Annotated in this window: 22 protein-coding genes; 10 read left to right on the top strand and 12 right to left on the bottom strand. The window is 66.0% G+C overall.

What is annotated here, in order from left to right; genetic code table 11:
* The first annotated feature begins 6 nt into the window (after positions 1 to 6).
* On the top strand, positions 7 to 777 hold the full coding sequence (locus tag G6N59_RS09005) for an SDR family NAD(P)-dependent oxidoreductase (protein WP_138231844.1): 771 nt from the start codon (positions 7 to 9) through the stop codon (positions 775 to 777).
* Positions 778 to 782: 5 nt separating this feature from the next.
* On the opposite strand, the gene G6N59_RS09000 is transcribed toward G6N59_RS09005, so the two are convergent.
* On the bottom strand, positions 783 to 1,964 hold the full coding sequence (locus tag G6N59_RS09000; RefSeq protein ID WP_138231843.1) for an NAD(P)/FAD-dependent oxidoreductase: 1,182 nt from the start codon (positions 1,962 to 1,964) through the stop codon (positions 783 to 785).
* 133 nt (positions 1,965 to 2,097) lie between these two features.
* Between G6N59_RS09000 and G6N59_RS08995 the strand changes: the two genes are divergently transcribed.
* Both G6N59_RS08995 and G6N59_RS08990 read left to right on the top strand, forming a co-directional pair.
* Positions 2,098 to 2,364 carry a UBP-type zinc finger domain-containing protein gene (locus G6N59_RS08995; protein WP_043397744.1) on the top strand — a complete coding sequence of 89 codons (267 nt, stop codon included), beginning with the start codon at positions 2,098 to 2,100 and terminating at the stop codon, positions 2,362 to 2,364.
* Positions 2,365 to 2,472: 108 nt separating this feature from the next.
* Positions 2,473 to 3,111: an HD domain-containing protein gene (locus tag G6N59_RS08990; protein ID WP_138231842.1), complete on the top strand. Its 639-nt coding sequence runs from the start codon at positions 2,473 to 2,475 to the stop codon at positions 3,109 to 3,111.
* A gap of 32 nt (positions 3,112 to 3,143) precedes the next feature.
* Here G6N59_RS08990 and G6N59_RS08985 read toward each other — a convergent pair whose 3' ends face one another.
* Positions 3,144 to 3,689, bottom strand: coding sequence for a YceI family protein (locus G6N59_RS08985; protein ID WP_138231841.1), 546 nt, complete (start codon positions 3,687 to 3,689; stop codon positions 3,144 to 3,146).
* A gap of 129 nt (positions 3,690 to 3,818) precedes the next feature.
* On the opposite strand from G6N59_RS08985, the gene G6N59_RS08980 reads away from it, so the two are divergent.
* Positions 3,819 to 4,964 carry a GTP-binding protein gene (locus tag G6N59_RS08980; RefSeq protein ID WP_138231840.1) on the top strand — a complete coding sequence of 382 codons (1,146 nt, stop codon included), beginning with the start codon at positions 3,819 to 3,821 and terminating at the stop codon, positions 4,962 to 4,964.
* Positions 4,965 to 4,971: 7 nt separating this feature from the next.
* On the opposite strand, the gene G6N59_RS08975 is transcribed toward G6N59_RS08980, so the two are convergent.
* Complete coding sequence (locus tag G6N59_RS08975; protein ID WP_138231839.1) at positions 4,972 to 5,583, bottom strand: TetR/AcrR family transcriptional regulator; 612 nt, start codon at positions 5,581 to 5,583, stop codon at positions 4,972 to 4,974.
* A gap of 141 nt (positions 5,584 to 5,724) precedes the next feature.
* On the opposite strand from G6N59_RS08975, the gene G6N59_RS08970 reads away from it, so the two are divergent.
* The 3 genes from G6N59_RS08970 to G6N59_RS08960 are packed head-to-tail and all read left to right on the top strand — an operon-like array spanning position 5,725 to position 9,520.
* A complete protein-coding gene (locus G6N59_RS08970) occupies positions 5,725 to 6,171 on the top strand; it encodes an MmpS family transport accessory protein (RefSeq protein WP_191248111.1) in 447 nt (148 codons plus the stop codon).
* The gene (locus tag G6N59_RS08965) at positions 6,168 to 9,077 is read left to right on the top strand and encodes an MMPL/RND family transporter (protein WP_138231838.1); all 2,910 of its coding nucleotides are present in this window, start codon (positions 6,168 to 6,170) and stop codon (positions 9,075 to 9,077) included. Before G6N59_RS08970 ends, G6N59_RS08965 begins: the two co-directional genes overlap by 4 nt.
* Positions 9,074 to 9,520 (top strand): hypothetical protein, encoded by a 447-nt coding sequence (locus G6N59_RS08960; RefSeq protein WP_138231837.1) that lies wholly within the window; start codon positions 9,074 to 9,076, stop codon positions 9,518 to 9,520. The genes G6N59_RS08965 and G6N59_RS08960 overlap by 4 nt, the downstream gene beginning before the upstream one ends.
* Before the next feature lie 12 nt (positions 9,521 to 9,532).
* Here G6N59_RS08960 and G6N59_RS08955 read toward each other — a convergent pair whose 3' ends face one another.
* A complete protein-coding gene (locus G6N59_RS08955) occupies positions 9,533 to 10,213 on the bottom strand; it encodes a TetR family transcriptional regulator (RefSeq protein WP_138231836.1) in 681 nt (226 codons plus the stop codon).
* 145 nt (positions 10,214 to 10,358) lie between these two features.
* Here G6N59_RS08955 and G6N59_RS08950 point away from each other — a divergent pair, with 145 nt between their 5' ends.
* The gene (locus tag G6N59_RS08950; RefSeq protein ID WP_138231835.1) at positions 10,359 to 11,423 is read left to right on the top strand and encodes a ferredoxin reductase; all 1,065 of its coding nucleotides are present in this window, start codon (positions 10,359 to 10,361) and stop codon (positions 11,421 to 11,423) included.
* A 28-nt stretch (positions 11,424 to 11,451) separates the two neighbouring features.
* Entirely contained in the window at positions 11,452 to 12,579 is a 1,128-nt protein-coding gene (locus tag G6N59_RS08945) for a fatty acid desaturase family protein (protein WP_138231834.1), read from the top strand.
* Here G6N59_RS08945 and nei2 read toward each other — a convergent pair.
* Both nei2 and G6N59_RS08935 read right to left on the bottom strand, forming a co-directional pair.
* On the bottom strand, positions 12,499 to 13,281 hold the full coding sequence (nei2, locus tag G6N59_RS08940) for an endonuclease VIII Nei2 (RefSeq protein WP_138231833.1): 783 nt from the start codon (positions 13,279 to 13,281) through the stop codon (positions 12,499 to 12,501). The two genes, G6N59_RS08945 and nei2, sit on opposite strands and share 81 nt — an antisense overlap.
* Positions 13,281 to 14,252 carry an NAD(P)H-dependent flavin oxidoreductase gene (locus G6N59_RS08935; RefSeq protein WP_138231832.1) on the bottom strand — a complete coding sequence of 324 codons (972 nt, stop codon included), beginning with the start codon at positions 14,250 to 14,252 and terminating at the stop codon, positions 13,281 to 13,283. The genes nei2 and G6N59_RS08935 overlap by 1 nt, the downstream gene beginning before the upstream one ends.
* Before the next feature lie 76 nt (positions 14,253 to 14,328).
* On the opposite strand from G6N59_RS08935, the gene G6N59_RS08930 reads away from it, so the two are divergent.
* Complete coding sequence (locus G6N59_RS08930) at positions 14,329 to 15,300, top strand: redoxin family protein (protein ID WP_138231831.1); 972 nt, start codon at positions 14,329 to 14,331, stop codon at positions 15,298 to 15,300.
* A gap of 9 nt (positions 15,301 to 15,309) precedes the next feature.
* Here the strand turns inward: G6N59_RS08930 and G6N59_RS08925 are convergent, their stop codons facing one another.
* The 6 genes from G6N59_RS08925 to G6N59_RS08900 form a co-directional block, all read right to left on the bottom strand.
* Complete coding sequence (locus tag G6N59_RS08925) at positions 15,310 to 16,692, bottom strand: MmgE/PrpD family protein (protein ID WP_138231830.1); 1,383 nt, start codon at positions 16,690 to 16,692, stop codon at positions 15,310 to 15,312.
* Positions 16,689 to 17,297, bottom strand: a complete 609-nt coding sequence (locus G6N59_RS08920; protein ID WP_138231829.1) for a muconolactone Delta-isomerase family protein — start codon at positions 17,295 to 17,297, stop codon at positions 16,689 to 16,691. Before G6N59_RS08920 ends, G6N59_RS08925 begins: the two co-directional genes overlap by 4 nt.
* Before the next feature lie 203 nt (positions 17,298 to 17,500).
* Positions 17,501 to 18,055: a hypothetical protein gene (locus G6N59_RS08915; RefSeq protein WP_138231828.1), complete on the bottom strand. Its 555-nt coding sequence runs from the start codon at positions 18,053 to 18,055 to the stop codon at positions 17,501 to 17,503.
* Positions 18,056 to 18,069: 14 nt separating this feature from the next.
* Positions 18,070 to 19,044 carry an NAD(P)H-dependent flavin oxidoreductase gene (locus tag G6N59_RS08910; protein ID WP_138231827.1) on the bottom strand — a complete coding sequence of 325 codons (975 nt, stop codon included), beginning with the start codon at positions 19,042 to 19,044 and terminating at the stop codon, positions 18,070 to 18,072.
* Between the two features lie 69 nt (positions 19,045 to 19,113).
* Positions 19,114 to 19,506 carry a tautomerase family protein gene (locus G6N59_RS08905; RefSeq protein ID WP_138231826.1) on the bottom strand — a complete coding sequence of 131 codons (393 nt, stop codon included), beginning with the start codon at positions 19,504 to 19,506 and terminating at the stop codon, positions 19,114 to 19,116.
* 139 nt (positions 19,507 to 19,645) lie between these two features.
* Positions 19,646 to 24,115, bottom strand: coding sequence for an ATP-dependent helicase (locus G6N59_RS08900; RefSeq protein WP_138231914.1), 4,470 nt, complete (start codon positions 24,113 to 24,115; stop codon positions 19,646 to 19,648).
* Positions 24,116 to 24,229: the final 114 nt, after the last annotated feature.

Raw genomic sequence — 24,229 nt, 5'->3', positions numbered from 1 at the left:
CTAGCCATGGACCGCACCACATTTGACCGCCTGTTCGATATGACCGGCCGCACCGCCATCGTGACCGGCGGGACGCGTGGTATCGGCTTGGCGATGGCCGAGGGGTTCGTCCTGGCCGGTGCCAACGTGGTGGTGGCCAGCCGCAAGCCCGACGCTTGCGAGGCCGCGGCCGAGCACCTGCGCGGCCTGGGCGGCAACGCGATCGGCGTGCCCACGAACATGGGCAACCTCGACGATCTCGACCGGCTGGTGGACGCCACTGTCGCGGAGTTCGGTGGCATCGACGTCTTGGTGAACAACGCGGCCAACGCGCTCGCCCAGCGGCTCGGGGAGATGACGCCCGAGGCGTGGGCCAAGTCGTACGACTCGAACCTGCGCGGTCCGGTGTTCCTCGTGCAGAAAGCGTTGCCGCACTTGAAGGCCAGCCCGGCGGCGGCCGTCCTGAACATGTCATCGGTGGGCGCGTTTCAGTTCGCGCCGTTCGTGTCGATGTACGCCGCGGGCAAGTCGGCGCTGCTCTCGTTCACTCGGTCAATGGCAGCCGCCTACGCGGCCGACGGGATCCGCGTCAATGCCATCGCGCCCGGTCCGGTCGACACCGACATGGTGCGCAACAACCCGCAGGCGGTGATCGACGCGATGGCTTCGAACACACTGATGAAGCGCCTGGCCAACCCCGACGAAATGGTGGGCACAGCGCTGCTGTTGTGTTCGGGCGCAGGCAGTTACATCACCGGGCAGGTCGTCATCGTCGACGGCGGCGGGACGCCGCGGTAGGCCGGTCAGTACGTATGCAGCGGACCGTGCCGTTTTCCGTACATGACCCTGAGGGCGCGGTCGCGTACGAATCCTTTGTCGAGGAGCTTGATGCCGGTGTTCGGAATGGCAGGGATACCTGCGAGCCTGTGGCCGCCCCGGCCCATGCGGTACTCCCGGCCCCAGGCAGCCTCCAGACGCTGGGTGTAGTTGGTGAAGTCGTCGGGGCCGCCGTTCTGCAGCGCCGCGATCACGCTTTCGCCGGCGACCACACCGGATTCGAGCGCCTTGGAGATGCCTGCGCCCGAAACCGGTTTGGCGGCACCGAGTGCGTCGCCGGTGAACACGACGCCCGGATGCCACGGCGGCCACGCGGTGAAACCCATTGGCAGGCGCCATGCCCGCACGCTCTTGCTCTTCTTCAAGTCCGCAATCGTCGGCAGGTCCCAGTCGCGCGGCAGGGACCCCAGGAATTCGCTCAGTAACTGCGTGGCGTTGATCGCCTGCCAGTTCCGGTAGCAGTTGACGTAGCCGACACCGATGTTGAACTTGCCGTTGCCCATCGGGAACACCCAGCCGTAGCCGGGCAACTGATCGCCCTGGAACTGCAGCTTGAGGTAGATGTCGAACGAATCGGTGTCCGGCCGGTTCACGTGCATCTCCGAACGGATCGCGATGGCCGAGTAGCCGTTGTACTCCGAACGGATGTTCAGTGCACGCTTGACGGGTGAGTACGCGCCGTCAGCCGCGATGACTGCGTCCGCCGAGATCTTCTCCCCGGTCTTGAGGACCACACCGACCACACGACCGTCGCGGTCGAGTTCCGGTCCTGCCACTTCGGCGCCCTCGCGAACTTCCGCCCCGGCCTTCTCGGCGTGCCTGAGCAATACGGTGTCCAGGTGGGTGCGGCTGACGGTGTGTCCGTGGTCGGGCATGCCGGGCCGCCGCGGGAAGGACATCTCCCACCGACTCGGGCTGAACACCGTGACCCGGTTGACCCGGTGGAACGTGGAGACTTCGTCTGCCAGGCCCATCTTCTGCAGGTAACTGACGGCGCGGGCGGTCAACCCGTCACCACAGGGTTTGTCCCGGGGAAACTCTGCCTTGTCCACGACCAGCACCTTGGCGCCCACGTGCGCTGCCTGCCATGCCGCGGCGGAACCCGACGGGCCGCCACCGACAACGACGACGTCATACCGATGTGTCACCTGTCCGCCATCCCTCCCGAAGTGATTTCAGTCCTCCAGCTTTCAGGTCAGGCCGCCAACTGGCGACGGCGGGGCCGACGTTCGGTCCGGCACGTCCCGGTGATCCCGGCGTGACGGGGTTACGGTGGAGACCGTGGCATCCATCTTCGGCGACTCCCACCTGAAAAACGTCCGCCTCGTCACCCCACAGACCACCAAGGGATGTCAGGACTGCATTGCGGCCGGCACCCGCTGGGTTCATCTACGGCTGTGCCTGACGTGTGGGCACGTCGGCTGCTGCGATTCGTCGCCGATGCGCCACGCCAGTGCTCACGCGCAGACGCCGGGGCACGAGATCGTGCAGTCCTTCGAGCCGGGCGAAAACTGGCGGTGGTGCTACGTGCACGAGAAGTACGTCTGAGCAATGTCCTGAATTGTGGGCTGCGTGGCAGCTTGCGCCCTGTGGGTGCGGCCCGTCCGTGGACAAAATGGAATGTATCCAATCAAGTCCGACGGAAAGTTGCCGACCATGGCCGAAGTAATTGCAGGAGTGACGATTCCGGATACCGAGCTGGTCCGGGAGACCACCTCGATCGTTCGGAAGGCGACCGACGACACCTTGTTCAACCACTCCCGCCGGGTGTTCCTGTGGGGATCGTTGAAGGCGGCCGCGCGGGGCCTGGATGTCGATCCCGAACTCGCGTACGTCGGCGGCATGTGCCACGATCTCGGCCTGACGCCGGCCTACGGCGCCAAGGACCAACGGTTCGAGATCGACGGGGCAGCCGCGGCGCGGAATCTGTTGCTGGACTTCGGCCGCACCGAGCGGGAAGCCACCAACGTGTGGCTGGCGATCGCGCTGCACACCACTCCGGAAGTGCCGCATCACCTGGCACCCGAGGTGGCCGTGGTGAGTCTGGGTGTCGAAACCGATGTCCTGGGGCTGGATCTCGATGAGATCACCGACGAACAGCGTGCTGAAGTGGTGGCCGCACACCCGCGCCCCGACTTCAAAAACCGCATCCTGCAGGCATTCAACGCCGGCATGGTCCATCGTCCGGAAACCACGTTCGGCACCATGAACGATGATGTGCTGGCGCACTTCGACCCATCGTTCAAACGAACCAATTTCGTTGACCTCATTCAGGACAACGCCTGGCCGGAGTGAACACCGCATCCCCGGCCGGCGTCGTCCGTGAATCAGGCTTGTTTGACGGCTTCGATGTCGAGCGTGATGGTCACTTTGTCGCCGACGACGGCGCCACCGGTCTCCATCGGCAGGTCGAGGTCGACGCCGAAGTCCTTGCGGTTCAGCACAATCGAGGCCTCATAGCCGGAGACCTCGCCGTAGCCCTGGCCGGGGCTCACGCCGTTGAATTCCAGGCTCAGGGTGACCGGGCGGGTGTTGCCCTTGATGGTCAGGTTGCCGTCGAGGAGATAGGACGCACCGTTCGGTCGCACTGCGGTCGAGGCGAAGGTCGCGACCGGGTGATTTTCGGCGTCGAAGAAGTCGGCCGACTTCACGTGGCCGTCGCGCTGCTCGTTGCCGGTGTTGAGGGAGGTCACGTCGATTTCGGCGGTGACCGACGGGGTGCCGTCCTCGGCAACGGTGATGGCGCCACTGAAGTTCTCGAACTTTCCGCGGACCTTGCTGACCATCAGATGGCGTACCGAGAATTCGACGGTCGAGTGCGCGGTGTCGATCGCCCAGGTGCCGGCGCTGAGAGGAGTGGTTGCGGTGGTCATGTGTCTGTCCTTCGTCGGTTGGTCTGAGCGCCGGTTCGTCCGGACTCTCCATCAGCCAACCGGACCATAGTCCGGATTATTCCAGAGCATGACTCGCGCCGCTTAATGAAAATGATTACCATTAATGTCATGCCTCCGACCTCCGCTGACCTCATCCCGGTGACCGTGCTTTCAGGTTTCCTGGGAGCCGGCAAGACCACGCTGCTCAATCACATCCTGGCCAACCGGGACGGTCGTCGGGTTGCGGTGATCGTCAACGATATGAGCGAGGTGAACATTGACGCGGCGCTCATCGCCGGCCAAGGGCACCTCGACCGGACCGAAGAAAAGCTGGTCGAACTCACCAACGGATGCATCTGCTGCACCCTGCGTGAAGACCTCGTCACCGCCGTGGCCGAGCTGGCTCGCCAGAAGCGATTCGATCAGATCGTGATCGAGTCGACGGGCATCTCCGAGCCCATGCCGGTGGCGGCCACCTTCAGCTGGGAATTCGAGGACGGCTTCATTCTCTCCGAACTCGCCCGCCTGGACACGATGGTCACCGTCATCGATGCGTGCACCTTCCTGCCGGAGTTGGCGCGCGGGGAGGCGCTCACCGAACGGAACCTGGCGGTGGCCGACGGCGACGGCCGCAACATCGCCGATCTGTTGGTCGACCAGGTCGAGTTCGCCGACGTGATCCTGATCAACAAGACCGATCTGGTCAGCGCCAAAACGGCTGCGACCGTGGAGGCTGTCGCGCGGAGCCTCAACCCCAGAGCCCGAATCGAGCGGACCGAGCGCGGGATCGTGCCGCTGGCAACCGTTTTGGATACCGGGTCGTTCGACCCCGAACTCGCCGCGGCGGCGCCCGGATGGGATGAGGAGATCGCGAACGGGCACGCTCCAGAAACAGAGGAATACGGGATCAGCAGCATGACGTTCCGCGCTGATCGCCCGTTCCATCCCCAGCGCCTCGCCGATGTCCTCGACCAGGTCCGCGGCCTGCTGCGCAGTAAAGGCTTCTGCTGGATCGCCACCCGGCCGAACATCGCCGCCATCTGGTCGCAAGCTGGGCCCAACCTCACCATCGACCCCGCTCAGTACTGGACGAGCACCGACATCGAACCCGGTCAGGAGATTGTCTTCATCGGCATCAGGCTCGAAACCGACACGGTGCGAGCGCTTCTCGACTCGGCGCTCCTCACGGACGACGAAATGGCTGCCGGCACCAGCGCCTGGCTGCGTTATGCGGATCCGCTGCCGGCCTGGACCGCGGCGCACAGCCACGTCTGACCGCGGTCTATTGCGCGCTAGGTGCGAGATCGCCGAGCAGATAGCGCTGCAGCGTGACGCCGAGGTCGGCGGCGAGTTGTTGGTTCGAGCGATTGGCCAGCGGCTCGAGTCCGATGACGTACCGCGCCAACGCGAAACCATTGACCTGTGACATGACGAGGGCGGCGCGGTAGTCGGCATCAGCGGAGCCCAGTCCTTCGGCGATGGGTGCGATGATCGTGCGGGCCAGGAAGTCCCGTACCAGCTTCGCCGCCTCGGGTTCGGCGGTGGCCGCGCGCACCATGCCGATCATGGGTCGCCGCCGAACCTCGTCGTCGAGCACCTCGAGGATGAGCGTCGCCAGGCGCAGGCCGGCAGAGTCTTTGTCGCCGTCGAGTACCCGGCCGATGACCGAGGCGGGCTCGACCGGAAGTTCCACCACTGCCAGGAACAGATCCCGCTTCTTGCCGTAGAAGTGGCTGACCAACGCGGGGTCGACGCCGGCCTGCAACGCGATCTGACGCAGGGATGTTCGCTCATACCCCAACTCCGCGAACAGCTTCCGTGCGGTCTCTTCGATCGCCTCGCGGGTGCCGTTGGGTCCCGGGCGTCGTCCACCGCGGGTGGGTCGCTGCGCCATTTGACTCCCTGGTTCGCAGAATTCTTTACGTGTTGAATTATAGCCCTGGCGGGTTTAATGTCATACCGTCAACCTTCTTGATTAGCCACGCTAGGAAGACGTTCCGCGCAGTCCACGCATGCCGGCACGAAAGGGTCACGGGTGCAGCGGTTTTCGATCAGACGCCAGCTGAGCCGTCGCTGGATGTATGTGGTGGCGGTGGTGGTGATCGTGGTCGCCGGTTTCGTCGTGTACCGACTGCACGGCGTCTTCGCCTCGCACGACGTCACGTCGACCCCCAGCGGGGCGGTGAACGACATCGTGCCGTTCAACCCCAAACATGTGGTGATGGAGGTCTTCGGGCCGCCGGGCACTGTCGCCACCATCACGTATCTGGATGTGAACGCGCAACCGCAGCGCGCCGACGCCGTCAGGTTGCCGTGGGCCTACGACACGACCACCACTCAGCCCGCGGTATTCGTCAACCTTCAGGCCCAGGGCGACAGCGACTCGATCGGTTGCCGCATCACGATTGATGACGCCGTCAAGGACGAGAGAACGGTGAACACCGTGCACGCCTTCACCTACTGTCTGGACAAATCCGGATGAGCACCAACCGCGTTCCGGACTTCATCCGCCGATACTCGGTGCCCATCGCCTTCTTCTGGCTCGCTCTGGCCGTGGTCACGAATGTGTTTGTGCCGCAGTTGGAGACGGTGGCCGAATCGCATAACGTGTCGCTGAGCCCGACCGACGCGCCGTCGCTGCAGGCGGCGAAGCAGATCGGCAAGGTATTCCACGAGTTCGATTCCGACAGTTCGGCGATGATCGTCCTGGAGGGCGACCAGCCGCTGGGGGCTGCCGCACACCACTACTACGACGGCCTGATCGACAAACTCACCGCCGATACCAAACACGTCCAGCACGTGCAGAATTTCTGGGGCGACCCGCTGACGGCAGCCGGATCGCAGAGCGCGGATGGCAAGGCAGCGCTGGTGCAGGTCTATCTGGCCGGCAACCAGGGGGAGTCGCTGGCGAATGAGTCCGTCGACTCTGTCCGCAGGATCATCGAGAACACGCCGCCGCCACCGGCTCTCAAGGTGTACCTCACCGGCGCCGCCCCCCTGATCACCGACCAGTTCGAGGTCGGTCGCCACGGCACTCTCAAGACCACGCTGATCACCATCGGCGTGATCATGGTGATGCTGTTCTCGCTCTACCGCCGTTTCACCACGGTGATCATGGTGATCTTCACGGTGATGATGGAACTGACGGCCTCGCGCGGCGTCGTCGCCTCGCTCGCCAACGCCGGCATCATCGAGCTCTCGACGTACTCGACAAACCTGTTGACGCTCTTGGTCATTGCCGCTGGTACCGACTATGCGATCTTCATCCTCGGCCGGTTCCACGAAGCCCGCTACGCCGGGCAGGACCGCGTCGCCGCGTACAACACCATGTATCACGGGACATCGCACATCATCCTGGGATCGGGCCTGACCATCGCCGGTGCGGTGTTCTGTCTGACGTTCACCCGGCTGCCGTACTTCCAGAGCCTCGGCGTCCCTGCCGGTACCGGCGTTCTCGTCGCGGTGGTCGCCGCGTTGACGCTCGCGCCCGCGCTGCTGTGTATCGGCAGGCACTTCGGCCTCTTCGAACCCGTGCGCCAACTGCAGACCCAAGGCTGGCGGCGCATCGGCACGGCCATCGTGCGCTGGCCCGGCCCCATCCTGGTCGTCACCGTCGGGGTGGCCCTCATCGGCCTGATCGCCCTACCCGGGTACAAGACGAGTTACGACACCCGTCCCTACATGCCGGCGGGCGCTCCGGCGAACATCGGTTACGCCGCCGCCGAACGGCATTTCTCGCAGGCCCGGCTCAATCCCGAACTGCTGATGATCCAAGCCGATCACGATCTGCGAAATTCCACCGACATGATCCTGCTGGAGCGTGTCGCGAAGGCGGTCTTCCACACCGACGGCATCGCGCAGGTGCAGTCGATCACCCGGCCGCTGGGCACGCCCCTGGACCATTCGTCGATCCCGTTCCTGATCAGCGCCGGAAACTCGGGGCAGATCAACAACCTACCCTTCCAGCAGGCGCGCAGTGCTGACCTGCTCAAGCAGGTCGACGTGATCAACAAGTCGATCGACATTCTGCGCCAACAGTATTCGTTACAACAGCAGTCCAGCGGTATCACCCACGAGCAGGCCCAGGCATTTCAGCAGACAGTCGCCACCGCCAAGGATCTGCGTGACAAGATCGCGAACTTCGACGACTTCTTCCGGCCGTTGCGTAACTACTTCTATTGGGAGCCGCATTGCTACGACATCCCGATCTGCGCGGCCCTGCGGTCGGTTTTCGACGCGCTCGACGGCATCGATGACCTGACCGATCAGCTGGGTGATGTCGCCGGGAGCATCGCGAAACTCGATGCGCTGCAGCCGAAACTGCTCGCGCTGATCCCGCCGCAGATCGCCAGTCAGCAGACGAACCGCGAGCTGACGATGACGAATTACGCCACCAACTCGGGTCTCAACGATCAGGCCGCCGCGTCGCTGCAGAACTCGACGGCGCTGGGGCAGGCGTACGACGCGTCGAAAACCGACGATTCGTTCTATCTGCCGCCGGAGGCGTTCACCAACCCCGAGTTCCAGCGCGGCATGAAGCTGTTCATGTCACCGGATGGCAAGGCCGCGCGGATGATCATCACGCACGACGGCGATCCCGCTACACCGGAGGGTATTTCGCACATCGCCGCGATCAGGCACGCGGCGCAGCAGGCCGTCAAGGGCACTCCGCTGGGCGGATCGAAGATCTATCTCGCCGGTACCGCGGCCACCTACAAGGACATTCAGGAGGGCGCCAAGTACGACCTCATGATTGCCGGTATCGCCGCGCTGAGCCTGATTCTGCTGGTGATGATGTTCATCACCCGAAGCATTGTCGCGGCCTTGGTCATCGTCGGCACCGTGGCGCTGTCTCTGGGCGCCTCGTTCGGCCTGTCCGTCCTGATCTGGCAGGACATCCTCGGCATCGACCTGTACTGGATCGTGTTGGCGCTGGCCGTGATCCTGCTCCTGGCGGTGGGGTCGGACTACAACCTCCTGCTCATCTCGCGGTTCAAAGAAGAGATCCACGCCGGCATCAACACCGGCATCATTCGCGCGATGGCCGGGTCCGGCGCGGTGGTGACCTCGGCCGGGCTGGTGTTCGCCGCGACCATGGCGTCCTTCGTGTTCGCCGACCTGCGGGTGCTCGGTCAGATCGGGACGACCATCGCCCTCGGTCTGCTGTTCGACACGTTGATCGTGCGGTCGTTCATGACGCCGGCCATCGCCGTGCTGCTCGGGCGGTGGTTCTGGTGGCCGCTCAGGGTGCGGCCGCGCCCGGCCAGCCAGATGCTGCAGCCCTACGGCTCACGGCAGTCGGTGCGTCAGCTGCTGCTGTGGGAGGACGGCGATCCCGCGGTCAGTGGATCGGGTGCAGGCTCGCGTAGCCGTGGAGGAGACGCATGACGGGCATCGAGCTATGGGGCGGCCTGACAATCCTCGCCGGGCTGATGGCACTGACCTTTCTCACGTGCGTCTTCGTGTACGTCCGCCGGTTGGAGCGGCGCCCACCCGCCGCATTGGGTGAACAGGTGGGTGCCCACAAAGCCGTTCTGGCCAAAGTGCGTAAAGGCGAACCGATGTCGCAGGACGAGATCGACTACGCGAACGAGCTGGTGTCCGACGCCGGCTCACCGCTCGCCTACGCGATACCCGCCGTCCTCTTCACCATGGGCTTCTTCTACGTCGTCGGCTGCCTCTACGAGCTCCAGGTGCATGGCGGCCACCCCTCGTTTCGCACCTTCATCGGGGGCATCCCGATGCTGACCTCGCTGAACATCTTCGGTCAATTGCACCGGGTGGCGCGGCTGAAGAAGCGCGTTCCCGCGAGCCCGGCGCTCGTGGGGTAATCCAGGCCGACGTTAGCTGCTGTGCCACCCTGCCACGCCGACCGCGATCATGCGGAGCTGCTTGCGCGCGGTCCGCTTGACGTCGTCCAGGGCCTTGGCGTCGTTGGCATCGTCGATCGATTCGGCGGTGGTCATCATCGTGTTGACGAACAGGCCGGCCACGATGTTCAGGTCCTCGGCGCTCCAGGTGGTGAGCCCGGGTAGCCGGCCCAGGTCGATCGCGAGCTCCGAGGTGATCAGCCGGATTTCCGTGCGGATCGCGTAGCGCAGCGCGGTGACGCCGCTGTTGCGTTCGCGGCTGATGAAGCGCCAGTGCTCGGGGCGTTCGGCGACGCTGTTGAACAGGATGTCGACGGAGGACTCGATGATGCGTTTGGGGTCGAGTTGGCCGGCGCGGCCACCGCGGAGCATCTCGCGCAGGGCGCGGAACGACTCATCGATCAGTACGAGCCCGAGGGCGTCCATGGTTTCGAAGTGCCGATAGAAGGCGGCAGGCACGATGCCGGCCTCGCGGGTGACCTCACGCAGGCTGAGCGCGCTGAAACTGTCCTCGTCGAGCAGCTTGAGGGCGGCCGCGATGATCGCGCGGCGGGTGGCTTCCTTGCGCTCTTCGCGCGAGAGGTTGTCCTGGACGCGGGAGCTGGATGAGCGGCTGGACCTCCGGTCGCGTGAACCAGGGGTACGACTGTTCACCGAACAGAGTTTACACAGCGCGTCGCAACCGCAGATCGATACAGATGTGTATGAGTTATGAGTACGGATGTTCACTATGTGATCCCAGCAACAACCTGCGATTTAACTCTTGACGCGACCGCTCGAAGTCAGTCACTGTGTACATATGTTCACCGAAACTTTGAGCCGCCGAGTTCGGCGCTCCGCCCTGGTTGGCATCCTCACCGGCCCGCACGGCGTGGACCGGTACACCGAGGTTTTCGATCGCACCTGGACTGTCAACGATGCCCGCGCCAAGGTGGTCGCGGTCCGCCGGCAGACGCCGCGCAGCGTCACCCTGACCCTGCAGCCGAATGACGCCTGGCGCGGTTTCAGAGCCGGCCAGCACATCAACCTGACCGTCGAGATCGACGGCCGTCGTCGCACCCGGTGCTACTCGCCGGCCAACTCCGAGGGCAGCCCGGTCATCGAGCTGACCGTCGGCCTGCACGACGGTGGCCTGGTCTCCACCTACCTGTTCGAGCACGCCGAGCCCGGCATGGTTGTCCACCTCGACTCCGTCGGCGGTGACTTCACTCTTCCGGGTGGCCCGCCCGACTCGCGTCCCCGCCGCATCCTGCTGGTCTCCGGCGGCAGCGGCATCACGCCGGTGCTGTCCATGCTGCGCACCCTGCGCGAGGAGAACTTCGACGGCGAGGTCGCGTTCCTCCACTACGCCCGCAACCCCGAAGAGGCCGCCTACGCCACCGAGCTGGCCGCCACCCCAGGCGTCAAGGTGCTGCACAGCTACACCCGCTCCAACCGTGGCGACCTGAGTGGCCACTTCGGCCCGGATCACCTGGCCGCCGCGATGCCCAACCCGGACGCGGTGTTCGTCTGCGGCCCGCCGGCATTGGTCGACGCGGTCAAGGACCTGCTGCCGGGCGCCCAGTCCGAGAGCTTCGTGCCCCCGGTCATCGCCGTCCCGACCGATGCCTCGGGCGGCAGCGTCGTCTTCACCGATAGCAAGGTCGACGTCGTCGATGACGGCCGCTCCATCCTCGAGCAGGCCGAGGCTGCCGGGCTCAGCCCGACCAACGGCTGCCGCATGGGCATCTGCCACACCTGCACCCGCAAGAAGATCAGCGGCCCCGTGAAGAACCTGATCACCGGCGCGGTCTCGACCGCCCCCGACGAAAACATCCAAATCTGCGTGACCGCGCCCTGCGGCGACGTCCAGATCGACCTCTAAACCAGCCCACATCCAAAGGAGACGAACCATGGCTCAACGTCCCGCCACCCTGACCCCCGAGCAGTTCGACGAGTTCGGCCGCGCGCTCGACGCCATCCGCGAACGCCACGTCGCCGACCTCGGTGACCGCGACTCCGACTACATCCGCAACATCATCGCCATGCAGCGCAAGCTGGAGGTCGGTGGCCGCGCCCTGTTGTTCCTGCCGCCGGCCTGGCCCGTCGGCACCGTGATGCTCGGCCTGTCGAAAATCCTGGACAACATGGAGATCGGCCACAACGTCATGCACGGCCAGTACGACTGGATGGGCGACCCGGCGCTGCGCGGCCAGAACTTCGAATGGGATTCGGCCTGCCCGTCCAACCAGTGGCGGCACTCGCACAACTACATGCACCACACCTACACCAACATCGTCGACATGGACCGTGACATCGGCTACGGCATCCTGCGGATGAGCGAGGACCAGAAGTGGAGCCCGTACTTCCTGGGCAACCCGGTTTACGCCTTCTTCCTGATGGTGTTCTTCCAGTACGGCGTCGCACTGCACGAGCTGGAGGCCGAGCGCATCCGCACCGGTGAAATCCGCCTGCGGGACAAGAAGGACATGCTGCGGGAGATGTGGGCGAAGGTCCGCAAGCAGACCGTCAAGGACTACGTGGCCTTCCCGCTGTTGGCCGGGCCGTTCGCGCCGTTCGTGTTCGCCGGCAACATGACCGCCAACCTCATGCGCAACGTGTGGTCGTACACCATCATCTTCTGCGGACACTTTCCCGAGGGCACCCACGAGTTCACCGTCGAGGAGACCAAGAGCGAGACCCGCGGCCAGTGGTACTACCGCCAGTTGCTGGGTTCGGCAAACCTGACCGGCGGCAAGTGGTTCCACATCTTCAGCGGCAACCTGTCGTTCCAGATCGAGCACCACCTCTTCCCCGACATCCCGGCGCATCGCTACGGCGAAATCTCGCCCGAGGTCAAGGCGCTGTGCGAGAAGTACGACCTGCCCTACAACAGCGGGCCGATCCACAAGCAGTTCTTCTCGGTCGTGAAGAAGATCTGCCGCCTGGCGCTGCCGGATTCATGGCTGACACCGCGGGCACCAGAAGGTGATCCGGTCAGCGAGGTTCCCGAGGTTCTCGAGCCGGTCTCGGTCGGCTGATTCGATCCACGTTCCGCACCGGCGACACGCTTGCCCGGCCCGGCCGTACACCCAGAGTTGACGACCGGGCCGGGTATCGCCCGTTGTGGTTCGATTCCATCGATTTCTGTTCAGCCACAACATGTCCCGGGCCCGCTGCGCCAGCCGCAGCGGGTCTTTCACTGTGCTGACCGGGGCGCTCGGGCGGCGGCCGACGATGAAACACAACTCATTGGCGTAGACGTTGCCGACGCCGGCCAGGTTGCGTTGGTCGAGTAGGGCTTCGTGCAGCGGCCTATCTGGGGCCTGAGTGAGATTGGCTGCTGCCTTTCGCGGATCCCAGTCCGCGCCAAGGAGATCGGGGCCGAGATGTTTGACGGGCTCCTCGTCGTGGTCTCTTCGGAGGACCTCCAGCGTGCCGAGTTCTGTGCCCACCGCTTGACTGTCCTGGGTTTCCAGGATGATTCTGGTTCGGTGATCGGGCCGTCTGGGTTTGGTGCTGACCTGCCACTTGCCCTCCATCTTGAGGTGCGAGTGGATGCTGGCCTCGGCGGTGCGGATGAACAGGTGCTTGCCACGGCTGATCACCTCGTCGACCGTCTGGCCGGTGAGGTCGACGGTCGCGAACTTCGGAACGCGAATATCGCAACGCGTCAGCGTCTTTCCCTGCAGCGCCTCGCGGAGGATCGCCGCCGTGTGCCAGACGGTGTCGCCTTCGGGCATCAGCGGATGTAGGCGTGGGCTCGGGCCAGAGCGCGTTCGGCATCATAGGCGATCTTCTGGACCAGGGGAGCGGCCAGTTCGAGCTCGTCGATCAGGTCCAGGGCCTCGCCGGCCCAGATCGGCACGTAGTCCATGTCCAGCTCGGCGACCTTGCTGCGGAACTCCTGCTGGGCCTTGGGATCCGCGTCCAGCTCGGCGTCGCGGTCCTGCCACTGATCGGTGAAGACGCTGCGCAATGTGCGCGCGGGATACTGCGCCGGCCAACGCGTTTCGAGCGGCCGGGCGGCGATGTCGATGGCTCGGCCGGTGGTGGTGTCTGCTGCCTTCGCCTTGAGCATGACCTTCGATTCGGCGGCGCTGAGCAGGGACTCGTGGGTGGCCTCGAATCGGGTGCCGACCATGGCGCCCGCGGCGCCGAGGGTCAGGGCCGCGGCCAGGCCGCGACCGTCACCGATGCCGCCGGCCGCCAGCACCGGGATGCCGTGTGCCACGTCGACGACTGCGGGGACGAACGGCAGCGTCGACCGGCCGCCGTGGTGGCCCCCGGCCTCCCGGCCCTGCGCCACCAGCGCCTGAACCCCGGCGTCGAGCGCCTGCTTGGCCTCGTCGAGGCTGTGGACCTGGGACAGCAGCGGGATGTTGGCGTCGTGGATGGCTTTGGCGAACGGGGCCGGATCGCCAAAAGACAGGATGATCGCGGCCGGCTGCTGGGCGATGACCCAGTCGATGATCTCCTGATTCACCGCCCAGGTGAGCAGGCCGACACCCCAGGGCCTTTCGGTGCCCTGCTTGGCCAATTGGCATTCGGCGGCGAGCATGGTCAGGTCACCGCGGCCGCCACCGATCAGGCCCAGGCCGCCGCCCTCGGACACCGCGGCCGCAAGCCGGCCGCCGGACACGTCGCCCATCGGTGCCAACACGATCGGATGGTCGATGCCGAACAACTCGGTGAGCGGGGTGTGCAGGGCCATGACTTCACTGTATGACTGCTCGATTTGACCTTGCCCCTGGTGGCAATGTTTACCCTCTGGGCTGAGGACATTGACCATGCAGATTTCCGAGCTGGCCCGGCGAACGGGCGCGTCGACCAAGGCCGTGCGGTACTACGAGGACCTCGGCCTGCTGGACCCGTTGCGCCTGCCCAACGGGTACCGGGACTACTCCGAAGACGATGTGCAGATCGTGAGCGAAGTGCGTGCGCTGGCCGCCGTCGGCATCCCCCCGTCGAAGGCCGGGCCGTTCATCGAATGCCTCCGCCACGGCCACGAGCACAGTGACGAGTGTCCCGAGTCGCTTGCGGCATACCGGGACAGCATTGCGGTTCTCGACGAGACCATCGCGGCGTTGACGCAGCGACGGCAGGTCCTCACGGCGCGGCTCAATGCTGCCGCGTGCCGCGAATTCGATAAGGAGTATGAGCAGGTGACGGATTACACGACACTTCCCGCGGGCCTTCCCGTCCCCGAAAACGACGGCGCGGCAGACCATCTGGTGGGATTGCGGTTCCCCGATATCACGCTGAAGTCGAGCGGTGGTGGCCCCGTCCGGCTGGGGCGCCTGCCGACGGGACGAACGATTCTGTATTTGTACCCGCTTACCGGTCGTCCCGGCGCCGACCTCCCCGAGGGTTGGGACGCGATTCCCGGAGCGCGTGGCTGCTCGACCGAGGCGTGCGACTTCCGTGACCACTTCGCCGAGCTGAAAGATGCTGGCGTAGAGGAGGTCTGGGGTCTGTCCAGCCAGGATGTCGACTATCAGGCGGAGGTGGTGCGTCGGCTGCGACTACCGTTCCACATGCTGTCGGATGAGCAGTTCGCCCTGGCGGAAGCGCTGGGGCTGCCTACGTTCGCCGCGGCCGGTCACCCGCGTCTCTACACGCGGCTGACCATGGTTATCCGCGACGGCCGGATCGAGCACGTCTTCTATCCGATCTTCCCGCCGAACACGCATGCGCAGCAGGTGCTCGAGTGGTTGCGGGCGCACCCGATCGACAGCCCGCAGTCGGGCAAGGCCGGTTGAGCAGGGTTGTCATGACTGTCGTTCTGGACTGACCTTCACGAGCAGCTCTGTCAATGCTGACAACGGCAGAGTGTCGAGCTGTGCCACGGTGGCAATGATCGCAGCGCGCAAATCGCCGTCGGCGTGCGGTGCTGCCAGGGCGTCAAACTTGCGGGCCGTGCGGCCCCAGTCGAACGACCGGCCCGGTGCACCCTCGAAGTCATCCTGCTCCCGGGACAGTCGTCGACCGTCGCGAAGCGTGATCGAGACCCGCGCCGGAGTCGCCTCGGGATAGCGATTGGTGAACTCTTGGTCGGGGCGAATACTGATGCGGCGCAAAAGCTCTTGGACATCGGCTTGCTGAATGCGCTCGGTTCGAAGTTGGTCCGGACCGACCTGCCGGTCGATGAGCGCCACGGCAAGCAGATATTTCAGGTTGTAGTCCGCCTGCTCCTTGGTGGTCGGGTGGTCTTTCCCGCCGAAGGTGCCGCCGCCGGCGATGTCGTAGGCGGTTTGAAAGGTGTCGACATCCACGGCAGTGACGTCGTGATAGTCGACGCCGTGTTCGGCGCTCAACGCCAGGATGGTCTCGATCGGGGTTTGACCATGGATGAGCGCACTGAACTTCTTCAGATAGGTGTGTTGGACAACGTCCAGGGTGGGGTTGTCGAGGTGCAGCTCGATGGGCTGGCCGAACAAGCGCTCAAGACCGTTGGGGCCGTCGATGATTCCGCGTGGGCCGGTGATACCGCGCTGGGCCAGCTGGGTGGTGTAGACGGCACGCATCGCGGTGATGCCTGGTGAGATGCCCTTCCAGTTCGACACCGGTTCGGAATGGATCGCGGCGAGCGAGACGTTGTCGGCCACCGCGATGGCGAGCGCGTCGGCGGTCTGTTCGGCGGTCAGGCCGAGCAGCTTGGCTGACCCGGCGGCGACGGAAAGAGCCAGCTGCAGAGCGTGATTGAGGCCGCGGCCCATTACCGGCACAGATGCGGAGAAGCGGCACTGCACTTCGTAAGCCACCGCGAGGGCGAGCAGGAAATCGGCGCCGCCGGCGTCGACGCTCTCCGCGACGGCGATCAATGCACCGAAGTTGTCGGCGGGATGGCAGAGCCCACCCGGCGTCAGGTAGGTGTCGAGCAGGTCGACGTACCGTACCGCGACGGAATTGAAAAGGGCCGCCTGGTCCACGGTGGTCCGGCCGCCGCCGATCAGTGATGCTTGAGGATGTCCACCGGTGGCCTCGACCTGGTCGCGGATCTGGCGGACCGTGTCCCCGTCGAGCGCCGCGATCGCACCTGCCAGACTGTCCAGGACGTTGCGGCGCAACAGTGTCGACGCATGGTCTGGAATATGCGAATGATCCGCCGCGACAACGAAGTCCGCCAACCGGTCCACTGCGAAAACGCTCATGCCCGGTCCTCCTGTGCTGGGTCGTTCGGGTGCACGCTGAGAGGGATCGATTCGAGGTCCATCCAGCCGTGTAGCGGCAGTGACTTCATGGTGGCGCTCAGGTCGGCGTCGTCGCGAGCGCTCCACAGGCCCAGCGTGCGCCACTGGTCCGGGCGAGTGGGCGGCCGCCAAAGCCGCAATAGATGTCCCTCCCCGGCCAGTTCCCGGGCGCGGACCGCTTCGCGATCCTTCAACTCGCCGACCCGGAGCGACGGCGTGCCGGCCGGCACAGTGATGTTCATCCAGGTCAGGAACTCCGTCGGCGCACACCCCCTGGTGCCGTGAGGGTCGTTGGGGTGCGGGGTCAGCGGGGTTACCAGATCCGTGCGCCAGATGCGCAGCGGCATCGAAGCCAAAACCATCTCCAGTTGGACGGCATCTTGGGCGGCGAACAGTCCGAAGGTGCGCCATTGTCCGGGGGCCAAAGGCGGACGCCACAGCCGCAGCAGGTGTCCCGCTGCGGCAAGCTCGGCGGCGCGCTTGGATTCCCGGGCCCGCATATCGTCGACGGTTTCCGGCGATGTGCGGGCCGGCACCTGGGTCGTCATATCAACCAGGTATTCCATGGGCGGGCCTCCTCTTGTGGGTGGATTGACTGCACTGGGTGCAACAATCCTCGGCCGCGGCCATGCCTGGTGGCTAGGACGAATCAGCTTGGCGCTGAGAGGTGCAGGCTCTCACGGTCGACAGCGCCTACCGGCTGCATACTTGATTCCCGAAAACTGCTCCGGCACCGCGGTATTGAGGTCACGGGATGTTGTCTCGGTGATTACGGGAGCAGCGGTAGCCGCCAGAGCGGCGCACCGGGTTCGAGGAACCACAGCCGGGTGGCGGTGAGGCGGAAAATCCGGATCGCGCCGGTGATCATGAGTATCGCCAGCGGGAGCTCGATCAGGAGCGCCGTCATCAACGGGACCAGCAGATCATGACCGAAGTCCGAGGTCATGATGTCGAACCAGGCATCGCAGACCAGGAGCACCCCCGTGGTGAAGGCGGCGAGCAGCACGAGTTGACGACGCAACCAGCCCAACACGGCAGTCGCGGTCATGAAGGCGACCAGCAGGCCGTCGAAACCGATCCAGGTGGCCGGCCAGTTGTGCGCCGTGTAGTTGTCCGGAAGGGTGAATCCGAGGTAGATGACCCACGGGATCAACACGAGGCTGCTGCCCGTCATCAGCGTCAAGCGGATGCGCCGCATCCGCCGCGCCGTCGCCGGCGGAAACACGTCGTCCAACGGACGCTGCAGCCGCTTGATCAGATCGTGGCGCTGTGCCGGCGTCATTGCGGCGATATCGGCGTCTGACAAGTCCGCGGATTCGGTCACGAGAGTCCATTCTCCTACCGAGCGGAAGCGGCCAGCCTCCCGAGGATTGCGGCGGCCTCACGCCCCATGCGCCCAAGCACAACCGCGGCGGTCGGATTGTCGCGGATGACGCCGATCGCTTCGCCGATGTGAATGTCGGCGGTGTCGAAGTCTGCGGCATCAACTGCTGCGCGGTAATCACGCAGAGCCTCGGGAAGATTGGCGCGCAGCATGTCCTCGTTGCCATGCCAGCGGTCGACGAAGTCGTTGCGCAACACGCGCCCGCCGTAACCCGCCGGCCATGGGTATCCACGCGCGACGTCGAACACGGTCGACCGCACGGTCTCGTCGGACCCTGCGGCAAGCGCGCGATCGCGGGCGACTGGATTGACCGGCGCCTCCCGCGTCGCCCACAGCCGTGACCCGACGAGGGCGCCGTCGGCGCCCAGTGAGAGCGCGGCCGCCAGACCGCGGCCGTCGGCCACGCCACCGGCCGCAAGAACCAGGGTGTCCGGGGCTCGGTCGGCGACCAGGTCGGCGACCTCGGGCACCAAAGTGAAAGTGGATCGGACGCCTTTGCCGTGCCCCCCGGCTTCGCCGCCTTGGGCCACCAACACCGCAGCTCCGATGTCGATCGCCCGGCGGGCCTCTTCCAGGTCGTTGATTTGATTGACCAGCGGCACTCTCGCGTCATGTATCCGGTCGGCGAACGGGGTGGGATCGCCGAAGGAGAGCATCAGGGCGGCGGGTTGGTGGGCGAGAACCAGGTCCAGCAGTTCTGGTCGCTCGGCCAATTTCCAGGCGATGAAGCCGACGCCGATGCGGGCTCCGTCAGCGACGGCGAACTGGGCGTTGAGCCAATCCGGGTCGGCATAGCCGGCGCCGAGGACGCCGAGACCGCCCGCCCGAGTCACCGCCGCAGCCAGGCGACCGTCGGCGAACTTATCCATCGGGCCCAGCGCGACGGGCACCGAGAGCTCAAATCTCGACGTGAACCGGGTGGTGATCATGGCAACCTCCTGGATGATCAAAGCCGTTCATAGTGATGGCTTTTCATTGCAGTGCTGTACGGTGACCCGTCAGGTCAGCTCACCTGTGACGAATTGCGCGCGCCCGGCGCCGAACGACCAGTCGGCATCGCCGTTCTCGGTGATTGCGACGATGAGGTCTGTGGCGTCCAATCCACAGTCGCGATGTAGGTTCTCGGCCAGCAGTTCGTAGAACCGTTGCTTCTGTTCTGCAGTGCGGCGCCGGCTGACCACCTCGATGATGACCAGCCGGTCGGACCGTTCGAATCCCAGCCCGGTGTCGAGCGCGACCACGTCGTCGGGTTCGCGCACATCGACAATCTGGTAGCGGTCACGCTCAGGTACTCCGAAGGCGTCCACGACGGCGCGGTGTGCGCTGTCGAGCAGTTGCCGCACCTGCTCGGAGGTCCGGCCCCGGATGACGGTGAAGTTCAGCAGTGGCATGGTTCGCTACCTTTCCTGTGTTCGCACACTTCAACGCCGTTGAAGCACAACGTATTGCGGTGACAAGGGCGGCTACCAGGACATGAATTCTCGTAGTTGGGAGCCATAGCCTCCGACGGGGTGGCCCCGGCAATGCGCATCAGCGCAACCGCAGGCCCCGTGGCGTCCGTGAGAACCCGGCGTCGGTCAGTGCGGCGTGGACCTGTGTCTGCTCGGCGTCGGGGGTAGGAGCCAGCACCGGCTCGCCATTGACCTTCTCGATCAACAGCGACTGCAAGCGCCCCGCACTCACCAGGTCCGCCAGCGCACCGGCGGCCGCACGTTGCTGTTCCGGGGTGGCGTCGAAAGACAACAGCGACTTGCCGCCGCGCTCCAGGAACCACACCAACTCGCCGTCGACCAACGCCACCAGCGCGCCGGCCTTGCGGCCCGGCCGATGGCCCGCGACCTCGGGCCACGGCAGCGCGGCGCCATAGGGATTGCCCGGGTCGGTGGCCGCCAACACGATGGCGCTGTAGTCGGGGCTGCTCTGGTCGACGCCGTCGAGATAATTGCGCAGCCGGTCCACCGTCGAGGCCACCGCGAACTGCGCGCCACCAAGTGATTCGATGAAATACCCGCGCTGGCAGCGGCCGGCTTCCTCGAACGCGGTCAGGACTTTGTACAACGAGGCGAATCCGCCAGGTAGGCCGTCGGCCACGCCGCGGGTGACGACGCCGTAGCGGTTCAGCAGCAGCTCGGCCTGAAAGTGCGCGCGCACAGTCGATTCGGGTTCGGCCGCCGGCAGCGCTGACCAGCGTCCGGCGACGGTCGGGTCCACGGTGCGGGCCTGCGGCCGGGCCACGCTGTAGCGGCTGAGCCGGGGTGGGCGCTGTCGCTGCCGGTGCGATCCACCCGGTTTGCGCCCCGCGTTGCCGAGCATCGCCCGTACCGGTGCGAAGGTGTCGCCGGTGACCCAGCCGGCCCAGATCAACTCCCACAGCGCCTGTTTCGCGTCGGTGCTGTCCTCGGCTGCCAACTGCCGGAAGAAGTAGGCACCGCCGCTACCCAGCGTGTCGAGTAGCGCGCGATGGGTAGCGGTGAACTCGATCTCGGTCCCAGGGGCAAGTGACAGCGGCGCGGTCTCGGCCCGGTGGAAGACGATCCAGCCGTCGGTTCCGCCGATCTGCCCGGCACCCGACCAGGTGACCTCGCCCGAGGCCAGCAGCTCGTCGAGCATCGCCGGTTGGTAGTCCGACACCCGCTGGGCGAACACCAGCGGCTCGACCGCAGACGCCGGAATCGCCACGCCGGCAAGCTGTTCGATGACCGACGCCAGCCCGTCGATACCACGGGCATCGCCGAACTGCTGCCACGCGGGCAGGAAGCGGGCGTATGCGGTGGTGCTGACGGGTTCGATCTGGGCCCGCAACGCCGCCAGTGACCGGCGGCGCAGAATCTTCAGAACCGTTGCGTCACACCACTGTTGATCGACGCTGTCGGGGATATCGGTGAATTCCCCGCGGATGAGCTTGCCGTCCAACACCATTCGACTCAGGGCGTCGGCGGTCACGCGATGTCCCAGGCCGAACCGGGCGGCCGCCTGGGTGGTCGTGAACGGCCCGTTGGTCCTCGCGTAACGGCCGAGCAGTTCGCCCAGCGGATCGGCCACCACCGCGGTGAAACTCGCCGGTACCCCGACCGGCACCGCGACCCCGAGGCCGTCGCGCAGCAGCCCCATGTCTTCGACCGCGGCCCACCAACCCTGCCCCGCGAAGGTGACCCGGACCGCGCGTTTGGCAGCCTGTAGCGTCTCGCACCACGCCTCGACATCGCTTGCGGTGCACCGCTGCTGAAGTTCCTGGGTGCTCAGCGGTCCGAGCAGCCGCAGGAGGTCGGCGATGCCCTCGGCGTCGCGGGCGGCCCGGTCCTCGGTCAGGTGCTGCAGCTGCCGACTGGTCGACGCCACCACGTCGGGATCGAGCAGTTCGCGGAGTTCGACCCGGCCCAGCAGCTCGGCGAGCAGGGTGGCGTCCAACGACAGTGCGGCGGCGCGCCGTTCCGCGAGCGGGCTGTCGCCCTCGTACATGAACGCGCCGACGTAACCGAACAGTAGCGATGCGGCGAACGGCGACGGCGTGGCGGTCTGCACGTCGAGAACCCGGATCCGCCGTTGCGCGACGCGCCGCATCAACTCGATGAGCATCGGGACGTCGTAGACGTCCTGCAGGCACTCCCGCACGGTCTCGAGCACGATCGGGAAATCCGGATACTTGCGGGCGATGTCGAGCAATTGCGCGGCGCGCTGCCGTTGGTGCCACAACGGCGACCGCTTACCGGGGTGGCGCCGCGGCAGCAGCAGCGCCCGTGCCGCGCATTCGCGGAAGCGCGACGCGAACAGTGCCGACCCGCCGACCTCGGCCGTCACGATGGTCTCGATTTCGTCGGCGTCAAAAACGAAAATGTCTGCGCCGGGCGGGTTTTCCCCGGTATCGGGCAGCCGCAGCACGATACCGTCGTCCGACGCGGTGGGCTTCTCGTCGATGCCGTACCGCTCCATGATCCGTCGGCCCACAGCCAGCGCCAGCGGCCCGTGTACCCGCAGTCCGTAGGGGGAGTGCAGGACAATCCGCCAGTCGCCCAGCTCGTCGCGGAACCGTTCCACCACGAAGGTGGTGTCGGTGGGCACCGTGCCGGTGGCCTGCCGCTGCTCGTCCAGCAGCTGCCACAGGTTGTCGGTGGCATAGTCGTTGAAACCGATTGTGCTGCAGTACTCGTCGAACTCGGTGCGAGGCAGTCCGGCGAGCTTTCCGGTGAAGGCGCCGATGGCCGCACCCAGTTCGGCGGGACGGCCGACGGCGTCGCCCCGCCAGAACGGCAACCGAGCGGGCTGGCCCGGCGCGGGCAGGACCAACACCCGGTCATGGGTGATCTCGGTGATCCGCCAGCTGGTGGCACCGAGCGAGATGACGTCGCCAGGTCGCGATTCGTAGACCATCTCCTCATCGAGTTCGCCCACCCGAGAGGGCTTTTCGTCACCGGTGGCCAGGTAGACGGTGAACATGCCGCGGTCCGGGATGGCACCGCCGGAGGTGACGGCCAGCCGTTGCGCGCCGGGCCGGGCGGTCAGGGTTCCGCGGTCGCGGTCGTAGACCAGCCGCGGCCGCAACTCGGCGAATTCGGTGGACGGGTACTTGCCGGCCAGCAGGTCCAGCGTCGCTTCGAACGCGCTGCGCGGCAGCGCGGCGAATGGCGCGCTGCGGCGGACGGCGTCGAACCAACGGTCGGCATCGAGCGGTTCGAGAGCGGCTGCCGCGACGGTGTGCTGGGCCAGCACGTCGAGTGGGTTGGCCGGCACCTGCAGGGTTTCGATCTCGCCGGCGCGCATGCGCTGCACAGTGACGGCGCAGTCGATGAGGTCGGTGCGATGTTTGGGCAGCAGCACACCCTCGGAGATCTCGCCGACCTGGTGCCCGGCGCGGCCGATGCGCTGCAGGCCGCTGGCGACCGACGGCGGCGCCTCGACCTGGATGACCAGATCGACGGCGCCCATGTCGATGCCGAGTTCCAGGCTGGACGTGGCGACCACGGCTTTGAGCCGTCCGCTCTTGAGGTCGTCTTCGACCTGGGCGCGGGCCTCTTTGCTGACCGAGCCGTGGTGGGCTTTGGCGAGCAGGCTCGGTGCACCGAAAGTCTGGCCACTGGCCATGATGGTGGCGGGGGCGCCGCCACCGATCTGCGGGTTGCGTTCGTTGGCCAGTTCGATACCCGAGCGAGCCGCGTGAATCTCGTTGAGCCGGGCCGTGAGCCGTTCGGCCAGCCGCCGGGAATTGGCGAACACCAGCGACGAATTGTGCGACTCGATCAGGTCGACGATGCGTTCCTCGACGTCGGGCCAGATGGTGCCGCCGTCGAGATTGGCCATGTCGGGCACCGGGACCTCGACGGTCAGATCGAAGGTCTTGGCCGCGGGTGGTTTGACGATGGTGGTGGGGGCCGCTCCGGACAGGAAGCGCGCCACCTCCTCGGGTGGCTTGACGGTCGCGGACAGGCCGATCCGCTGGGCCGGCGCCGCGGTCAACTGGTCCAGGCGTTCCAGCGAAAGTGCCAGGTGTGCACCGCGTTTGGTGGCCGCGACCGCGTGCACCTCGTCGACGATGACGGTCCGCACCGTGGCGAGTGTCTCCCGGGCGGCCGAGGTCAGCATGAGGAACAGCGACTCGGGTGTGGTGATCAAGATGTCCGGCGGGGTGGCGATCAATTGGCGGCGCTGTGCCGGTGAGGTGTCGCCGGACCGCACTCCGACGGTGATCTTCGGCGCCGTCTCGCCCAGGCGTTCGGCCACCCGCGTGATGCCGGTGAGCGGCGTGGACAAGTTGCGTTCGACGTCGACCGCGAGGGCCTTCAGCGGTGATACGTAGAGCACGCGGGTGCCCTTGCCGGCGGGCTCCTGCGCCAGCTGGTCGATGGCCCACAGGAATGCCGCCAGCGTCTTGCCGGACCCCGTGGGGGCGATGACCAGCGTGTTGTGACCGTCGGCAATGGCCTGCCAGGCCTCAGCCTGCGCCGGGGTGGGGGTGCTGAAGGCAGCCGCGAACCACTCCCGGGTCAGGTCACTGAACCGGGCCATCGGGTCGGTCGGGGCCACGGCTCCATATTGCCCGGTGGGTCCGACAAGTTTCGGCGGACGGTGACGTGCGGGCTGGTGCTGCGCGGGTATTGCAATTGAACAGTGTTCAAGTAT

It is taken from the genome of Mycolicibacterium aubagnense, assembly GCF_010730955.1.
Lineage (GTDB): Bacteria > Actinomycetota > Actinomycetes > Mycobacteriales > Mycobacteriaceae > Mycobacterium > Mycobacterium aubagnense.
The sequence above is the reverse complement of the archived record's forward strand: the minus strand, read 5'-3'. Positions and strand labels throughout refer to the sequence as shown.